14 protein-coding genes, 1 tRNA gene and 1 pseudogene are annotated in these 17,366 nt (G+C 69.9%); 12 read left to right on the top strand and 4 right to left on the bottom strand.

What is annotated here, in order from left to right:
• Window positions 1–52: 52 nt before the first annotated feature.
• Window positions 53–562 carry a PaaI family thioesterase gene (locus HC028_RS25190; RefSeq protein WP_168079919.1) on the top strand — a complete coding sequence of 170 codons (510 nt, stop codon included), beginning with the start codon at window positions 53–55 and terminating at the stop codon, window positions 560–562.
• A gap of 108 nt (window positions 563–670) precedes the next feature.
• On the opposite strand, the gene HC028_RS25185 is transcribed toward HC028_RS25190, so the two are convergent.
• Window positions 671–3,220, bottom strand: coding sequence for a beta propeller repeat protein (locus HC028_RS25185; protein ID WP_239075687.1), 2,550 nt, complete (start codon window positions 3,218–3,220; stop codon window positions 671–673).
• A 280-nt stretch (window positions 3,221–3,500) separates the two neighbouring features.
• On the opposite strand from HC028_RS25185, the gene HC028_RS25180 reads away from it, so the two are divergent.
• The 3 genes and pseudogenes from HC028_RS25180 (at window position 3,501) to HC028_RS25165 (ending at window position 6,491) form a co-directional block, all read left to right on the top strand.
• Window positions 3,501–3,896: a hypothetical protein gene (locus tag HC028_RS25180; RefSeq protein WP_168079917.1), complete on the top strand. Its 396-nt coding sequence runs from the start codon at window positions 3,501–3,503 to the stop codon at window positions 3,894–3,896.
• Between the two features lie 144 nt (window positions 3,897–4,040).
• A pseudogene (locus HC028_RS25170) lies at window positions 4,041–4,475 on the top strand (oligopeptide/dipeptide ABC transporter ATP-binding protein); the annotation flags it as partial.
• Between the two features lie 123 nt (window positions 4,476–4,598).
• On the top strand, window positions 4,599–6,491 hold the full coding sequence (locus HC028_RS25165) for a hypothetical protein (protein ID WP_168079916.1): 1,893 nt from the start codon (window positions 4,599–4,601) through the stop codon (window positions 6,489–6,491).
• A gap of 179 nt (window positions 6,492–6,670) precedes the next feature.
• Here the strand turns inward: HC028_RS25165 and HC028_RS25160 are convergent.
• A tRNA-Arg gene (locus HC028_RS25160) sits at window positions 6,671–6,745 on the bottom strand.
• A gap of 191 nt (window positions 6,746–6,936) precedes the next feature.
• On the opposite strand from HC028_RS25160, the gene HC028_RS25155 reads away from it, so the two are divergent.
• Window positions 6,937–7,122: a hypothetical protein gene (locus HC028_RS25155; RefSeq protein ID WP_168079915.1), complete on the top strand. Its 186-nt coding sequence runs from the start codon at window positions 6,937–6,939 to the stop codon at window positions 7,120–7,122.
• Window positions 7,123–7,175: 53 nt separating this feature from the next.
• Here HC028_RS25155 and HC028_RS25150 read toward each other — a convergent pair whose 3' ends face one another.
• Together HC028_RS25150 and HC028_RS25145 are read right to left on the bottom strand one after the other, a co-directional pair.
• Window positions 7,176–7,808: a DUF305 domain-containing protein gene (locus HC028_RS25150; protein WP_168079914.1), complete on the bottom strand. Its 633-nt coding sequence runs from the start codon at window positions 7,806–7,808 to the stop codon at window positions 7,176–7,178.
• Complete coding sequence (locus HC028_RS25145; RefSeq protein WP_168079913.1) at window positions 7,808–8,677, bottom strand: DUF3105 domain-containing protein; 870 nt, start codon at window positions 8,675–8,677, stop codon at window positions 7,808–7,810. Before HC028_RS25145 ends, HC028_RS25150 begins: the two co-directional genes overlap by 1 nt.
• 121 nt (window positions 8,678–8,798) lie before the next feature.
• On the opposite strand from HC028_RS25145, the gene argS reads away from it, so the two are divergent.
• From argS to HC028_RS25110, 7 genes are all read left to right on the top strand, one after another.
• Window positions 8,799–10,451, top strand: a complete 1,653-nt coding sequence (gene argS / locus HC028_RS25140; RefSeq protein WP_168079912.1) for an arginine--tRNA ligase — start codon at window positions 8,799–8,801, stop codon at window positions 10,449–10,451.
• 7 nt (window positions 10,452–10,458) lie between these two features.
• Window positions 10,459–11,844, top strand: a complete 1,386-nt coding sequence (gene lysA, locus HC028_RS25135) for a diaminopimelate decarboxylase (RefSeq protein WP_168079911.1) — start codon at window positions 10,459–10,461, stop codon at window positions 11,842–11,844.
• 2 nt (window positions 11,845–11,846) lie between these two features.
• Window positions 11,847–13,130, top strand: a complete 1,284-nt coding sequence (locus tag HC028_RS25130; RefSeq protein ID WP_168079910.1) for a homoserine dehydrogenase — start codon at window positions 11,847–11,849, stop codon at window positions 13,128–13,130.
• A gap of 10 nt (window positions 13,131–13,140) precedes the next feature.
• A complete protein-coding gene (gene thrC / locus HC028_RS25125; protein WP_168079944.1) occupies window positions 13,141–14,190 on the top strand; it encodes a threonine synthase in 1,050 nt (349 codons plus the stop codon).
• The gene (locus tag HC028_RS25120; protein WP_275408277.1) at window positions 14,187–15,422 is read left to right on the top strand and encodes an MFS transporter; all 1,236 of its coding nucleotides are present in this window, start codon (window positions 14,187–14,189) and stop codon (window positions 15,420–15,422) included. Before thrC ends, HC028_RS25120 begins: the two co-directional genes overlap by 4 nt.
• A gap of 61 nt (window positions 15,423–15,483) precedes the next feature.
• A complete protein-coding gene (thrB, locus tag HC028_RS25115) occupies window positions 15,484–16,434 on the top strand; it encodes a homoserine kinase (protein WP_168079909.1) in 951 nt (316 codons plus the stop codon).
• Between the two features lie 276 nt (window positions 16,435–16,710).
• On the top strand, window positions 16,711–17,366 hold a 656-nt coding region (locus HC028_RS25110), incomplete at its 3' end, for a Rho termination factor N-terminal domain-containing protein (protein WP_205861688.1).

The raw sequence follows: 17,366 nt of genomic DNA, 5'->3' as shown, positions 1-17,366 counted from the left end.
CCCCAGGCTAGGTCTTATTGACAGACCCAGCAAGGGGTGGAACTCTGCGTCCATGACCGAGACTCAGCAGGCCGTCAGGGCCCGGACGTACACCTGGGAAGACCCGACCATCAGCGCGGCGATGGTGGGCAGCCGCAGCGGACTCGAATTTCTCCAGGCCATCGGCACCGGTGAGATCCCGCGGCCGCCGGTGATGCAGACGCTCGGCATCACCCCGATCGAGGTCGAGCCGGGGCGCATGGTGTTCGGCCTGCAACCGCAGGAGTTCCATTTCAACCCGATCGGCACCATGCACGGCGGCGTGCTGGCGACCCTGCTCGACTCGGCTGCCGCGTGCGCGGTGCAGACGACGCTGCCGGCCGGCGTCGGGTACACGTCGCTGGACCTGACCACGAAGTTCCTGCGGCCGGTCACGCTGCGGTCCGGCGCGCTCCGCTGCGAGGGGACCGTGCTGTCGCGGGGACAGCGGACCGCGCTGGCCCAGGCGCAGGTGTTCGACGACGCCGATCGGCTGATCGCCCACGCCACGTCGTCCTGCATGATCTTCCCGGTCGACTCCTGAGCGTGGCCGTACGCCCGTAGACGTGCGCGAGCGTGGCCGTACGCCCGTAGACGTGCGATGGCCTGGAAGGCGAGCGCGCCTTCCAGGCCATCGCGTCAGATGTGGCGCCTAGTCCGCCCTGAGTTGACTCAGGTCGTAGGACCAGATACCGCGCCCGTGCGTGGCGGTGTACAGCTTGCCGTCCGGGCCGGTCTTGAGCTGCATCGTCGTCGTGGTCGGCAGGTTCTGCCCGAGCGCCGTCCACTCCTTGCCGCGCGGTGCCCGGTAGAACACGCCCAGGTCGGTACCGACGACAAGGCCGCCGCCGCGGACCATCTTCACCGTGCCGGCCGGCACGTCGGGCATGTTCCCCGAGATGTCGGTCCACGTCTTGCCGGCGTTGCGGGACTCGAAGACGTGGCCGATCCCGGCGCCCGGACCCTCGGTCCACCGACGGCTGAAGCCGTTGATCGCGACGAACACGTGGTTCGGGCTGTCGGGGTCGACGTCGAAACCGGAGACGTACCGGTTCGGCAGCTGGCCCTCGGCCGGGAGGTCGAGCTGGCGCCAACTGGCCGGATCGTTGACCTTGCCGACGGCGATGCCGCGGGTGAAGCCCTGGTTGTTGCAGGGGCCGCACCAGCCGACGTAGGCCATGCCGTCGGAGACCGCCACCGCGGTCGCCACGTGGGGCGAGAGGATGTCCTTTCCGGTCGCCGGATCCTTGCCGATCACCGTGGCGCCGAGGTCGAACACGCTCGTCCAGTCGCTGCCGGACTGGATGTTCCAGCCCTTGTCCTGGACCCATACGTGCCGTCCACCGGCAACCCAGACGTTGCTGTCCTTGGCGTCGAAGGTGAACGGGGCGATGAAGCGGGCACCGTCCGGGCCGAGCTTGTTGTCCGGCGGCGCGATGTCACGGCTGGTCGCCGTCTCCGGGTCCCACATCCCGGCGTTGGCCGCGCAGTCGTTGGTCACCTGCATCGCCAGGTAGACGTACTCCTCCGCGATGTTGCAGCCGTTCCTCGGATCGACGATGGTGTCACCACCGTCGCCGCCGAAGTTGGAGCCCATCACCTTGTCGCCGGAGCGCTTGATGGACTGGCCGTTGTCCTGCAGGCCGCCGCTGATCGCGACCTTCAGGCTCCTGCCCCGGCCGTAGTCGTTGTTCTTGACACCCGGGTCCCGGCCGACGCCGACCGAGTAGTACTGCAGCACGTCCATCGTGCCGTCGTTGAGCGAGGTCCAGTCGGTCGCGTGGCCCGCGGCGTCGGCCTGGCCGCGCAGCGGACGCCGGTAGGCCCCGCCGTCGTTGCCGACGATGACGTACGCCTTGCCCTGGTACTTCCCGACGGCCACCGAGTGCTGGTCCGGGTGGGTGGTCTGGTGGCAGTCGCCCGTCTGCTTGCTCGGGTCCGGGCTCCAGCACGGGAAGAAGAAGTTCCAGTACGGGCCGGGCGTGGTCCAGGTCTTGCCGCCGTCGACGGTCTCGAAGACCTCTTCAAGGCCCAGGTACAGGTGGTTCGGGTCGGTCGGATCGACCTGTAGGAACTGGTTGTACCAGGCCTGGATGCCCGGCTGGTAGCCCGGCAGGTCGGCGATACCCGACCCGGAGGCCGCCAGCTTCTTCGAGTCCGCGATGCGCGTCCACGTGCTGAACGGCGAGCCGGACTCGGACACGAAGACGCCGTAGAGGCCGGTCGCCAGGGCCGGGTCCATGGACGGGGACTGCTCGATCGCGTAGAACCTCGAGCCGTCGGCCGCCGCCGCGAAGGTCACCGCGCCGACGGTGGCGGGGTCGCTCGCGATGTCACCGGGTAGCGGGACGCGCTGCCACGCCTCGCCCTGCTTCGCGTAGAAGCCGTTGTACGTGTCGCCGCTGCGCCAGCCGATCGCGAGGACCACCTTGGACGGATCCTTGGGGTCGATGGCGATGTCGTTGGCAATGTTCTTGTACGGCGCGCTGGGCTCCTTGGCGTTCGCGCCGCCCGGCAGGTAGCTGGGGTTCGGCGCGAACTCCAGCGTCCACGGACCTGACAGCGTGGTCGTGGAGTGGCTCCACACGCCGCGGTTGGTGGCGGCCCAGACCTTGTCGCCGCCGAAGCGCAGCGCACGGATGATGGTGCTCTCCAGCTCCGTGCCGCCGACCCGGGTGCCCGGCTGGAACTGGCCCTTCTTCGGGTCGGCGAGCACGTACACGCCGGAGCCGACGAACGCGGTCGAGCTGGTGTTGGCCTCGCCGGTGGCGTACCAGAGCCGGCCCTTGCCGTCTAACTGCAGGTCGCCGGTGGCGGGGGAGGGGAGCTTGTCGGAGATCGGCTCCCACGTGCCGCCGCCGGTACGCGAGCGCCAGACGCCGCCGTTCGCGGCGCCCGCGTAGACGTAGCCGGAGTCGTCGGCCGCGAGGCCGGTGATCCGGCCGCTCACCTGGCCGGCGCCGCCGGACGAGTTGGAGGGGTTGTCCCGGTAACGCGGGTCGTCGGAGTTGTACGGCAGCGCGGTCTCGTCGGTCCAGCGACCGCCGGTCCGGCGCAACGACTGCTGCTGGGCCCAGGCCGCCGAGTACGCGCCGGGCGCGACCACGCCGGGGGCGGAGCGGGCCTCGGCGTACTGGTCGGCCCCCTCCTGGATCTCGTTGCCGTCCTCGGCCTCCTTGGTGCGTTCACCGAGGGCGCTCACCGTTCTGGGGGAACCGGGCTGCGGATTCGCCGCTTGAGCCGGTGCCGCGCTCAGGCCGAGTGAGACCGCGGCCAGCATGCTGATCAGAGCGATTTTTCGATGCCGCGTGGGCAGTAACGTGGGCGACAATGCCCCTCCCTATCCACAAGGGACGCGCCGGTGGGGTGCCCGGCGCCTACCTGCGGCATCGTTTAGCAACGGCAATCACGATGGGAGATGGCGAGGGTGGGGGATAGGGTCGGACGAGGGAGCCATGAACGCCGATCTCCGTCTAAGGGCCATGAAAATCGCGACACCCGTGGCCGCGGTGGCCGCCGTCGTCCTGCTGTCCGCCTGCTCCTCGGCCGGGCCGGCGTACCGGGTGCTCGAGTCTCCGTCACCCGTCCCGCGACCCAGCGTGAGCGCTTCGGAGGGGAGCACACCGATGGCCAGCGCCCCGTCCGCCGATCCGCAGCAGCCGATGGACCTGGCCGGTGGGCCGACAACGCTCACCGGCACCGTGTCGACCGCGGGTGGTTGCGCGATCCTCGACACCGGCGCGCAGCGGTGGGCGCTGCTGGGTGACAAGGCCGGACAACTACGGGACGGGAGCCGGGTCACCGTACGGGGACGGCCGGGCGCGGTGCCGGCCGGCTGCGGCGTCGACCGCGCGCTCCAGGTCGTCCTCGTGTCGTAGTTACAGCACCGGCCACACCGGTTGGCTGCGCGTTCAATCCGCACTGCCGGTACGCGCGAACCGTCTGCCGGCAGGACCCGCCGCCACCGCTGTACGACGTGGAGCCCGGGCGTATCAGCGCGTGCCACTTCTGGCAGGAGGTGCCAGGCTCAGGTGATCAACCTGCTGGAGCGGCTGCAGGGGGAGTTGGGGCTGGCGTACATCTTCATCGCCCACGACCTGTCCGTGGTGCGGCACATCTCCGACCGGGTCGCGGTGATGTACCTGGGGAAGATCATCGAGACCGGTGCCGACGTCGAGATCTACGAGAATCCGACCCACCCGTACACGCAGGCGCTGCTGTCTGCGGTGCCGGTGCCCGACCCGATGCTGCGCGGGCTGCGCGACCAGATCATCCTCGAAGGCGACGTGCCGTCCCCGGCGAACCCGCCCAGCGGGTGCCGGTTCCGGACGCGGTGTTGGAAGGCGCGGGAGATCTGTGCCCTGCGGGAGCCGGAGTTGGTCGTACGGGAGGGTTCGACGCATCCGAGCGCGTGCCATTTCGCCGAGGGGCGGGACGTGATCTACGCCGACGGTTGAGGCATTGGTTGGGGCGCGGCCGGTATCGGACGGTGGAAAGGCTCGGCCGAGATTTGCCCAAAAGCCACAAACTGCCCCTGTGTGCACGCTCGCGCCGATCGTGGCAATGTACGCTCGCTGTCCGTGGAGCATAAGAGCGCCGGTATCGTAGGCGCACCGGAACAGCCCGTCGCGCCGCCCGATGGTCCGGCACCTACCACCGCGCCCGCCCCCGCCGTCGTATGCGGGCTCGTGCTGGCCACGATCGCGGCTGCTCTGGCCGCCGGGTCTTGGATCGGTGCGGCCGTCGTCACCGCCGGGCACGGGTTCGACGTCACCGACGAGGGCTACTACCTCCTGTCCTACCGCTGGTGGAGCACGAACCTTCGCGCGTTCAGCGGCGCGCAGTACCTCTACGGGCCGGTCTTCCAACTGCTCGGCTACGACATCGCGGGGCTGCGCCTGTTCCGGCTGTTCACGGTCGTGGCCGTCCACCTTCTGTTCGGCTGGACCTTCATGCGCTGGCTGCGGCTGCGCCGCCCGGACGCACCGGCGTCACGCTGGTGGGAAATCGCAGGTACGGCGGCCATCGTGGCCTGCGGCGGCATGATCTACAGCTGGCTTCCGCTCAGCCCGGGCTACAACGACGTGTCGCTGCTGGGCGCCCTGCTCCTGGGGGCGGTCGTGATGCGGATGGCGGCTGATGTGGACCGTGGGCGGGCCGTACCGGCCTGGGTCGCGGCCGCGCTCGGGCCGGTCGCCGTCGGCATGCTGCTCGCGAAGTGGGCCTCGGCAGGAGTGATCCTCGCGTTCATCACCGTCATCGCGGTCGTCGTGGTGGCACAGAGGGGACCACGCGAGGTCGCCCGGCTGGCCGCCTGGGCGCTCGCCAGCGCGCTGATCACCGCCGCGGTGTTCCAGGTGCTGGTCGTCCCGCTCACCGCCGCCGTGCCGGAGATGCTCGAGACGAACCGCCTCATCGCCGCGCGGGCCTACGCGCCCACCGTGCTGCTGACGATGTACGTGACGAGCGGGTACCAGCTGTTCACGACGATCGTGACGGACCATGCGGTGCTGCTGCTCGCCGCGCTGTTCGCGGTGGTGGCCCGCGGCCGGGTCGGGCGGCTGTGCGCCGGTGTCGCCGCCGCGCTCGGCCTCGCCGTCTCGAGCTGGCGGCTGGTGACCGATGGCAACCTGTTCGGTGGAGCGGTCAACATCGAGCGCTTCCCCGTCGCCGTTCTGCTGGTGTTGACGGTGGCCCTTCTGGTGGGCGTGGTTGTACGGCTCCATCGTTGGCGTGCCGGAACGGGGGCGCCCAGGCCGCGTTGGGAACGACGGCGAGGCGTGGCCATCATCGGCATGCTGGCGCTGCTGCCGGTGCTGCAGGCCGCAGGTACGAATAACGCCCTGCACTTCGTGGCGGTCAACGGATTCGCCTCCTGGGCCGCACTGATGGTCGTTGTGCTGACCGGCATCGAGAGCACCCGCGTAGTGGCGCGGTGGCTGACGGGCGCTGTGACGGCGGGCGCCGTCGCGCTCTCCGCGTCGATCGGCACCAGCGGGCTCTGGTCGTACCCCTATCGCACGGCCGGGTACGCGGTCACGACCGCGCCGGTCGCGGGCGTGCCGGCGCTCGATTCGGTGCGGCTGGACCCGTTCACCGCCCAGGCGTACAGCGACTTCCATCAGCGGCTGCTGCCCTATATCCGCCCCGAGGGGCGCGCCGTCATGGCGTTCGACGAGATGGCCGGCGTAGTGCTGCTGCTGGATGGCCGGCCGGTCGGCGAGGCGTGGTACGCCCGGATGGATCAGGATCGGACGGCGGAGGGCATCCGTCTGTCCTGCCCGGGCGGTCGTGGCTGGTGGGGCGATCGGGCGCCGGTCCTGATCTTCGGCCGGCCCGTCCGCTCGATCGATATCGCGGCGCTCTGGTCGTGCGGTCTGCAATTCCCCGCGGACTATCGGTTGCTCCTCACCCCGGACCAGGCGATGGGCCTCCACGTGTACGTACCGAAATCCGACGACGCGGGAAGGTGAGAATGAACGAACCTCCCAGTGCGGCGGGCGTTCGCCTCGCCAGCTGAGGCCTCATCTTCGGCACGTGTTCGGCAAGACCAGCCGGTGATCACCGGATACGGCCGGGTACAGCCGGGCAAATGAGAGAAGCCCTTGACCGGGTACTCCCTGGTCAAGGGCTTCTTTGTCCTGCTCAGTACTGGTGCCCCCGGCAGGATTCGAACCTGCGCCCCCGCCTCCGGAGGGCGGTGCTCTATCCCCTGAGCTACGGGGGCCCTGGCGACCAGAGAAGACTAGCAGAGACTTCCGGCGACCTGCGCGCAGGTCGCCGGAGCGGCGCCGACTGCCGGATATGCGGTGTTGCGTCCCGTATGCGGCGAGAATCCTGGCTGTTCAGGGGACTTGTTGCGGGCCTCGGGGGCGGCAGGATCTCCCTCTGCAACCAATTTGCTCCCGGGAGGCAACCATGACGAGCTACCGAATCGCCGCGGTCGCGGCGGTCAGTAGCGCGAATGCCGCCTTGTCCGCCCTCCGGTGCCTGCCGGTGTCCATCGCTGAGCCCAGGAGGGCCACCTGGGAGGTTGAGCGCGCCCTGGCCGGCGTTCCCGACACCGCTGCTGCCTTCGAGGCAGAGAGCCAGGAGCGCCGCTAGATCTTGGAAGATTTGACACTGATTTCGATGTCAAACCTTCCAAGATCCAGGAACTACATGGGCTTTGCGCCCATGCTTGTCAGCAGGTTGTTGAAGATGGTGATCTCGCCCTGCTGACCCGCCTTCATCGCTTCGGCCAGCGACCGCACGTCGGCGTTGTCGCTCACCTTCACGATCTCCTCGGCCATGTGGATGCCGCCCAGGTGGTGGCGGATCATCAGCTGGCAGAAGAGGATGTCGAAGTCCTTGCCGGTCACCGTGTTGAGCTTCGTCAGTTCCTCGTGTGAGGCCATGCCCGGCATGCGGCCGTCCGAGGCGAGCGTCATCTTGCCGCCGGGCATCCAGGACATCGGCGCCGTGCTGCTCGCTCGGCTGACACGCCACTTGTCCAGCCACGACTTCATGGCGCCGATCTGGCTCTGCTGGGTCAGGGCGATGTCGTACCCCTCATGGCGGACCTCGGGGTTCGTCGCCCGCTGGTACGCCAGCATCCCCATCTCGACCGCCTGGGCGTGGTGCACGGACATGTCCCGGACGAAGCCGGCCTCCGGCGAGTTCTCGCCGGGCGCGTAGAACCCGGCCGAGACGACACCCGCGGCGTACGTCAGCACCAGCACCACCACCGCGGCGAACCCGGCAAGCAACAGCCGGACCCGCCGCGAGGTGGGCAGGATGGACACGGGCATCAGCCGGTGCCGCCCGGAGTGCCGCCGGGAAGGGCGGGCATGCCGCCGTTCGAGTTGGCCGGGGGCTGCAGGTCGTGCGGCGTCGTGCCGGTCTCGGTGATGTAGGCGCCGGCGGAGCAGGTCGCGCCGGGCTCCTTCGCGGAGACTTCGCGCAGGGCCTTGATGAAGTCGTCGATGCGCGGGTCATCGGCCTTGTCGACCTTGAGCTGGTATCCCCAGGTCTGCACCGAGATCGGCTTGTCCAGCCCGGGGAACGGGCTCATCAGCGTGAAGTCGTGGCCCTTGACCTTGCTGGCCAGCTTGTCGATCTCGCCCTGGGCGAGGCCGGGACGGTACGTGATCCAGACCGCGCCGTGCTCCAGGCTGTGGACGGCGTGCTCGTTCGCGATCGGGGCGTCGTAGACGTCGCCGAGGCAGCGCTGCCAGTTGATGTTGTGCGCGCCGCCGACCGGCGGCAGGACCGAGTACTTGACCGGGCCGGTCACGTGGTCGGACACGAGCATCTTGGCGTCCGACTTGCGGAAGTTCGTGATCCCGGAGATCTTCGCCGCGCGATCTTCCCAGGTCATGCCGTTGACGTAGACCTGGTAGCCGCCGAAGCCGATGATGCCCAGCGCGATCGCGCCGACCACGGCGAATGTCACGATCGGTCCCCAGTTGCGACCCTGGCTGACCTTTACCGGGGTGATCGGCTTGCGGCCCTTGCCGCCCCCGGCGGTGGGCCGAGCGCCCTTCTTGCCGGCGCCGGCACTGGCGCTCTTGGCCGCCGACCCGGGCTTGTCGACCGGGGCGTCCTTGGGCTTGCCGCCGGGCTTCGTGCTCGCCGGCCGGCGCGTTCCGCCACCGCCGTGCTGTGTACTCATGCTCATGGGGCCTCGTCACGTCGGGTGATCTGGGATATCGGTCCCGGGGCATGACAGCGTCCCGAATTGTGACCAGTATCTTGGGCCGCCGCCAGGTCAGGCAGTCTACCCCCGATAGCATTGCTCAGTGACTCCCGCCGACCTTGCTGCCGCAATCCTCGACTCCACCCGTGCTGTATTGACCGAGCGAGGCCTCGACACGTCCGTTCTTCCGCACTCGATCGGCGTCGAGCGACCGCGCAATCCCGAGCACGGTGACTATGCCTCCACAGTGGCGCTGCAGGTCGCGAAGAAGGTCGGGGCAAACCCCCGGGAGCTCGCCACGGCGATCGCCGGCCGGCTGGAGACCGTCGACGGCGTCAAGGCCGTCGAGGTCGCCGGTCCGGGCTTCCTCAATGTCCGGCTCGACCCGGCGGCCGCTGGCCGCCTGGCCCGCGTCGTGGTCGAGGCCGGCCGCGAGTACGGGCGGAGCGCCGCCCTGGCCGGCGAGTCGATCAATCTGGAGTTCGTGTCGGCGAACCCGACCGGTCCGCTGCACATCGGCGGCGTGCGCTGGGCGGCCGTCGGTGACGCGCTGGGCCGGCTGCTGCGCGCGGTCGGGGCGCAGGTGGGCACCGAGTACTACTTCAACGACGCCGGCTCGCAGATCGACCGGTTCGCCAACTCGCTGCTGGCCGCCGCGAAGGGCGAGCCGACGCCCGAGGACGGCTACGGCGGTGGGTACATCACCGACATCGCCAACGCGGTGCTGGCCAAGCGGCCCGACGCGCTGAGCGCGCCCGACCCCAAGGAGATCTTCCGGGTCGAGGGCATCGCGCTGATGTTCGACGAGATCAAGGAGTCGCTGGCTCAGTTCGGCGTTCACTTCGACCGGTACTTCAACGAGAAGGACCTGCACGACCAGGGCAAGCTGGACGCCGCGCTGGCCCGGCTGCGCGAGCAGGGCCACGTGTACGACGCCGAGGGCGCGACCTGGCTGCGCACCACCGACTTCGGCGACGACAAGGACCGGGTGCTGCGTAAGTCCAACGGCGAGTGGACGTACTTCGCCGCCGACTGCGCGTACTACCTGGACAAGCGGGAGCGCGGCTTCGAGCGGGTTGTGATCATGCTCGGCGCCGACCACCACGGCTACATCGGCCGGATGAAGGCCATGTCGGCCTGCTTCGGTGACGATCCCAAGCGCAACCTGGAGATCCTGATCGGTCAGCTGGTCAACCTCCTGCGGGAGGGGCAGCCGCTGCGGATGAGCAAGCGCGCCGGCACGGTGGTCACCATCGAGGACCTCGTCGAGGCGATCGGTGTGGACGCCGCCCGGTACGCCCTGGCGCGGTTCTCGGTCGACTCGCCGATCGACCTCGACCTCGACCTGTGGACCCGGCGCAGCAACGACAACCCGGTCTTCTACGTGCAGTACGCACACGCCCGGATCGCGAGCCTGCTGCGCAACGCCGCCGAGCTGGGCGTCACGCGGGGCGACGACTTCGATCCGGGCCTGCTCAGCCACGAGAAGGAGAACGACCTGCTCAAGGCGCTGGGCGAGTTCCCCGAGATCGTGGCCAGCGCCGCTGAGCTGCGTGAACCGCACCGGGTGGCGCGTTACCTTGAGGAGCTGGCGACCGCGTACCACAGGTTCTACGACGCCTGCCGCGTTCTGCCTCAGGGTGACGAGGAGGCCACCGATCTGACCAGGGCCCGGCTGTGGCTGGTCGAGGCCGCCCGGACCGTCTTCGCCAACGGACTCGACCTGCTGGGCGTCTCCGCTCCGGAACGGATGTAGACAACTGATGCGAGCACACGAGGCGGGGGCGCTCCACGCCGATCTCGGCCACCGCGGGCCGAGCTGGCTGCGTCCCCCCGAAGACGTCAACGCCCTCCTCCCGCAGTTGTGGCCGCGGACGGTGACCCGCGCGGACTCCGGCGCCCTGACCGTTGGCGGCGTCGACGTGCGCGAGATCGCGCGCCAGCACGGCACTCCGGTGTACGTGCTCGACGAGGCCGACTTTCGGGCCCGCTGCCGGGAGTTCGCGGCTGCGTTCTCCGACTGTGACGTTTATTACGCGGGCAAGGCGTTCATCTGCAAGGCAATCGTGCGGATCGTCGCCGAGGAGGGGCTCTTCCTCGACGTGTGCTCCGGCGGCGAGCTGGCAGTGGCCCTCGCTGCAGGATTCCCGCCGGAGCGGCTCGGCTTCCACGGCAACAACAAGTCGGTCGCCGAGCTGACCCGGGCGGTCGAAGCCGGTGTCGGCCGGATCATCGTCGACTCGTTCGACGAGATCGAGCGGCTGACGGCGATCGCGCGGGAGCGCGGGGTCCGCCCGAGCGTGCTGATCCGGGTGACCGTCGGCGTCGAGGCGCACACCCACGAGTTCATCGCTACGGCCCACGAGGACCAGAAGTTCGGCTTCTCGCTCGCCGGTGGGGCGGCGCTCGCCGCCGCACTCAAGATCATCGACGAGGACGCGCTCGAGCTGCGTGGACTGCACTCGCACATCGGCTCGCAGATCTTCGACACCGGCGGGTTCGAGGTCTCGGCCCGGCGGGTGGTCGAACTCCAGGCGCGGATCCGCGACGCGCGCGGCGTCGAGCTACCCGAACTCGACCTCGGCGGCGGCTTCGGTATCGCGTACACCTCCCAGGACGACCCGGCAGAGCCGGGCGACCTGGCCAAGCGTCTCCGCAAGATCGTCGAGGACGAGTGCAATCTGGCTGGGCTGGCCGTCCCGCAGGTGTCGATCGAGCCCGGCCGGGCGATCGTCGGTCCGGCGATGTTCACGCTGTACGAGGTGGGCACGGTCAAGGACGTCGACGGAATCCGCAGCTATGTCAGTGTCGACGGCGGCATGAGTGACAACATCCGTACGGCGCTGTACGACGCGTCGTATTCGGCCACAGTCGCCAACCGTGCATCAAATGCCACACCGATGCTCGCCCGTGTCGTGGGAAAACATTGCGAGGCCGGGGATATCGTCGTGAAGGATGAATTCCTGCCCGCTGACGTGCGGCCAGGAGATCTTCTCGCCGTGCCCGGCACGGGGGCGTACTGCCGCAGCATGGCCAGCAACTACAACCACGTGCCGCGGCCGTCCGTGGTGGCTGTCACCGAAGGCGCCACCCGCGTGATCGTCCGGCGGGAGACTGAGGATGACCTTCTCGCGTTGGACATGGGGTGAGCATGAATCCCGTCAGGGTTGCGCTACTCGGCTGCGGCACGGTGGGCGCTGATGTCGTACGTCTGCTGAATGAGCAGGCCGCCGACCTGACCGCCCGTATCGGTGCCCCGCTGCAGTTAGTCGGGATCGCCGTGCGGCGGCCTGCCCGCGACCGCGGTGACCTGCCCGTCGATCCTGCCCTGTTCACGACGGACGCGCTGGACCTGGTCAAGCGCGACGACGTCGACATCGTGGTCGAGGTGGTCGGCGGCATCGAGCCGGCGCGGACCTGGCTGGTCGAGGCGTTGCACCGGGGTAAGAGTGTGGTGACGGCCAACAAGGCGCTGCTCGCCGAGGACGGCCCCACGCTGCACCAGGCGGCCGTGGACGGGCGCGCCGACCTCTACTACGAGGCGTCCGTCGCCGGCGCGATCCCGCTGCTTCGGCCCCTGCGCGAGTCGCTGCACGGCGACCGCATCACCCGGGTCACCGGCATCGTCAACGGGACCACCAACTTCATCCTGTCGTCGATGGACGCCACCGGCGCCGGGTTCTCCGAGGCCCTGGACGAGGCGACCGCGCTCGGGTACGCCGAGGCCGACCCCACCGCCGACGTGGAGGGCTTCGACGCCGCGGCGAAGGCCGCCATCCTCGCGTCGCTGGCCTTCCACACCCGGATACGGGCTGCGGACGTGTACCGCGAGGGCATCACCGAGGTGAGCGCGGCGGACGTCGCCAGCGCGAAGGCGATGGGCTGCACGATCAAGTTGCTGTGCCTGGCGGAGCGGTCCGGCGACGCGGTGAGCGTGCGGGTGCACCCGGCGATGATCCCGCGGACCCACCCGCTGGCCAGCGTCAGCGACGCGTTCAACGCCGTCTTCGTCGAGGCGGAGGCGGCCGGACAGCTGATGTTCTACGGTCGCGGCGCCGGCGGCGCGCCGACCGCGAGCGCGGTGCTCGGCGACATCGTCGCCGTCGCGCGCAACCGCCTCGCCGGCGTACGGGCGGCGAGCGAGTCCGCCTACGCTGACCTGCGCGTCCGTCCGATCGGTGAGGCGACCACCCGCTACCACATCAGCCTCGACGTCTCCGACCGCGCCGGCGTGCTGGCCGCGGTGGCGGGGGTCTTCGCGAAGCACGGCGTGAGCATCGCCACCGTTCACCAGTCGGGGCGCGGCAACGAGGCCGTGCTGGTGATCGTGACGCACCGGGCGAAGGACGCGGCTCTGGCCGCGACAGTCGCCGAACTGCGGTCCCTGGATATCGTCCGGTCTGTCGCGAGCGTTCTGCGCGTCGAGGGGGAGTAAGTAAGTGGCCATGTGGCGTGGGTTGATCGAGCAGTACCGGGACCGCCTGCCGGTAACCGAGTCCACCCCGGTGGTGACCCTGTTGGAGGGCAACACGCCGCTCGTGTCGGCGCCGGAGCTGTCCGACCGGACCGGCTGCGACGTGTACCTGAAGATCGAGGGCGCCAACCCGACCGGGTCGTTCAAGGACCGGGGCATGACGATGGCCGTGTCCAAGGCCGTCGGGGCCGGTGCGAAGGCCGTCATCTGCGCCTCGACCGGTAACACGTCGGCATCCGCGGCGGCGTACGCGGCCCGCGCCGGCCTGACCTGCGCCGTCCTGGTGCCGCAGGGCAAGATCGCGGTGGGCAAGCTGGCGCAGGCGCTGGTGCACGGTGCGCGGCTGTTGCAGGTCAACGGCAACTTCGACGACTGCCTTTCGCTGGCCTCGAAACTGTCCATCGACTACCCGGTGGCGCTGGTCAACTCCGTCAACCCGGACCGGCTGCACGGGCAGAAGACGGCGTCGTTCGAGATCGTCGAGGCGCTCGGTGACGCTCCCGACATCCACTGCCTGCCGGTCGGCAACGCGGGCAACATCACCGCGTACTGGATGGGCTACAACGAGGCGTTCGACGCGGGGGAGTCGACCCGCAAGCCGAAGATGTACGGCTTCCAGGCCTCCGGTGCGGCGCCGATCGTGAACGGCCAGGTGGTACGCGAGCCGTCGACGATCGCCACCGCGATCCGGATCGGCAACCCGGCGTCGTGGACCAAGGCGGTCGACGCGCGGGACCAGTCGGGTGGCCTCATCCATGCCGTCAGCGACCGGGACATCCTCAACGCGTACCGGCTGCTGGCCCGCAAGGTCGGCGTCTTCGTCGAACTGGGCAGCGCGGCGAGCGTCGCCGGACTGCTGCAGTCGGCCGAGGCCGGTCTCGTGCCGGCCGGCTCCACGATCGTCTGCACCGTCACCGGACACGGCCTCAAGGACCCCGACTGGGCGATCTCCACCGCGCCTAAGCCGACCACGATTCCGGCTGACGCGCTCGCGGCCGCCCGGGAGCTTGGCCTGGCTTGATCTTCGCTGTACTCCGCCGTAACCGCGACTTCCGTCGCCTGGTCGCCGCCGAACTGGTCATGTTCGGCGGCGACTGGCTGGTTATGGTCCCGTTGCTGGTGCTGTTGCCGCGACTGACCGGCAGCGGGCTGTGGGGCGGCCTGGTCCTCGCCGTCGACACCGGCATCCAGGCCGTACTGCTGCCGTTCGCCGGTACGGTCGCCGACCGGCTGGATCGCCGCCGCGTCATGCTGGTGGCCAACGCCGCCGGCGTGGTCGCGGTCTTCGCGCTCCTGTTCGTCCGGTCACCGGGCACGGCCTGGGTCGCGCCGGCCGCGGTCGCCGCCCTCGCCGTCGCGAAGGCCTTCTACACGCCGGCCGCCTCGGCGGCGCTGCCCAACCTCGTCGAGCCGGAGGATCTCGCCGCCGCCAATGCCGTCGCCGGTTCGGCGTGGGGAACGATGGCCGTCGTCGCCTCGTCACTGGGCGGAGTGCTTGCCGCTCACGTCGGCCCGTACACGTGCTTCGTCGTCACGGCGGTCTGCCTGGCGTCGGCCGCGTTGCTGGTCGGGTCGGTGCGCCGGCCGATGCAGGTGAGCGTCGTACGGCCGCCGGTGCGCACGTTCACCGCCATCGGCGAGGCGCTGCGCTACATCCGCGCCCGGCCGCGCGTCGCCTCGCTGGTGACCGTCCAGTCCGGGGTGGGGCTGGGCAACGGCGTGCTCACGGCGTTCCCGCTGCTCGCCACGACCGTTTTCACGGTGGGCGCGACCGGTACCGGCGTGCTGTTCGCCGCCCGCGGGCTGGGCGCGGTCATCGGGCCGCTGCTGCTGCGGCGGGCGCTGGTCAACCGGTCGTGGCTGCTGCCCGGGATGGCAGTGTCCATGGTCGCTTACGGACTGGCGTACCTCGGGGTGGCGGTGGCGCCCTGGTTCTGGCTGGTCGTGGCCCTCGTGGTGATCGCACACATGGGCGGCGGCGGCAACTGGGCGATGGCGACCTTCGCCCTGCAAGCGGAGGTGCCGGACGAGCTGCGGGGACGGGTGATCGCGACGAACGTCATGATCACGACGCTGGCGATCACTCTCAGTCAGCTCGCCGTCGGCGTCGCCATCGACCGCGTCGACACGCGGGTGCTGGTCGCCGGCTGCGGAGCGGTCACGGTCGCGTACGCCATCGGCTGGCGCCTGCTCACCCGCAGGGTCCTCCGCCGGGTCGGGTCGGACGTCGAGTCGACGGTTACCACCCGGTAACGCCGCGCCGGTACGCCCTCGGTGACCGATCTCGTCGCAGTCGTTGCCTAGCATGTGCGGCATGGCGTTCCTGACCGAACCGATATGGGTTCGAACCCCCGCGACGAGCGCGAATCTGGGGCCCGGCTTCGACGCGCTCGGGCTCGCGCTCGCACACTATGACGAGGTGATGGCCCGGGTCACCCCGGGCGGCGTCAGCGTGGAGGTGACCGGAGAGGGCGCCGGTGACCTGCCCACCGACGAGAGCCACCTGGTCGTGCGCTCGATGAAGGCCGTCTTCGACGAGTTGGGCGAGCACCCGGCCGGGCTGGAACTGCGCTGCCACAACCGCATCCCACAGGCGCGCGGACTCGGGTCGTCGTCGGCCGCCATCGTCGCGGGAATACTCGCCGCGCGGGCGCTTGTTGTGGATGGTGTTGTCCGGATGTCGGACGAGGCGGTGCTCCGGCTCGCCTCCCGGCTCGAAGGGCACCCCGACAACGTCGCGCCCTGCCTGCTCGGCGGCTTCACGATCGCGTGGACGCAGAGCGATGGGGCGCGTGCCGTTCGTGACAACCCGGCCCCTGCGGTTCGTCCGGTGGTGTTCGTGCCGACCGAGCGCGGTCTGACCGAGGTCGCCCGCGCGGCCCTGCCGGACGTCGTTCCGCACCGGGACGCCGCGTTCAACGCCGGTCGGTCAGCGCTGCTCGTGTACGCCCTGACCAAGGCCCCTGAGCTGCTGTTTCCCGCCACGGAAGACCGGTTGCACCAGCCGTACCGGGCCAGCGGAGCGCCGGCCAGCGCGGACCTGGTGGCTCGGCTGCGCGCCGACGGCGTCGCCGCTGTGGTCAGCGGTGCCGGACCCACCGTCCTGGCGCTCGTGACCGACGGCTGGACATCGCCGGACGTCCCTGGCTGGGAGGTCTGGCCCCTGGAAATCGACACGAGGGGGGCGACCGTGACGATCGGCACGAGATCGGGTACTCTTGAACACGCCGAGCGGGACCCTGTTGCCGCAGGTTGGGCCGGTTGACTACGCTCTAGAGCTAGTAGCCGCTTCAAGTGCGGCGATCTCGAGCGGGACGGCGTACCCCAAATTTACCCGTGGCACCCCTTGCTAAAGCCTCGGAAGCCAACCGCAGTTTCCACAGATCGCCTGCGTTGAGCGGGGCCTGACCGCACTGGTGGCCCGGTTCCGCACGGCTGCAAAGACTCCCGTAACGCCTACGCGAAACGGGTGTATCCGCGGACCGCACCGGCCGTCGTATCTCGACCCGGGCAGTCCCGGCCTATCGAGGGAAGGAATCCATTGAGCGACACTACCGACGTGACGTCGGACGTCTCTGGCGACCGCTCGTCGGTCGTGGCCGAAGGCGCTGAGCGCGCGACCGCGCCCCGCCGTCGCCGCACCGGCAGCGGGCTGTCTGCGATGCTGCTGCCTGAGCTGCAGAATCTGGCCTCGTCGCTCGGCATTTCCGGCATCGCGCGCATGCGCAAGAGCGAGCTGGTTGCCGCCATTCAAGAAAAGCAGAGCGGTGACGTGCGGACGTCCGGCGTTCGCGGTGAGGTCGCTGCTCGCGCAGAAGCCCCCCGTGCCGAAGTACGAGCAGAGGTGCGCGCCGACGAGGCGGCTGACACCGAGGTGCGCGCGCCGCGCCGCGCCAACCGGCCTGCGGGCCCGCCGGAGTCGCGCGCTACCAGCAAGGAAAACGTCGAGCGGGCCGACGCGAGCGCCCGTACCGAGACGACCGAGCGCGCTGAGCGCCCCACGCGGGGTGACCGCGCCGAGAGCACCGAGCGCGTGGAGCGGGCCGACCGTGGCGAGCGGGCCGAGCGCGTGGAGCGGGCCGACCGCGGCGAGCGGGCCGACCGCGGCGAGCGGGCCGAGCGCGCCGAGCGCGGCGGCCGTGCCGAGCGTGGTGACCGTGCCGAGCGTGGTGACCGTGCCGAGCGTGGTGACCGTGC

Source organism: Planosporangium flavigriseum (genome assembly GCF_011947225.1).
Lineage (GTDB): Bacteria > Actinomycetota > Actinomycetes > Mycobacteriales > Micromonosporaceae > Planosporangium > Planosporangium flavigriseum.
Note: the sequence above shows the minus strand (reverse complement) of the source record. Positions and strands in the feature narration are given on the sequence as shown.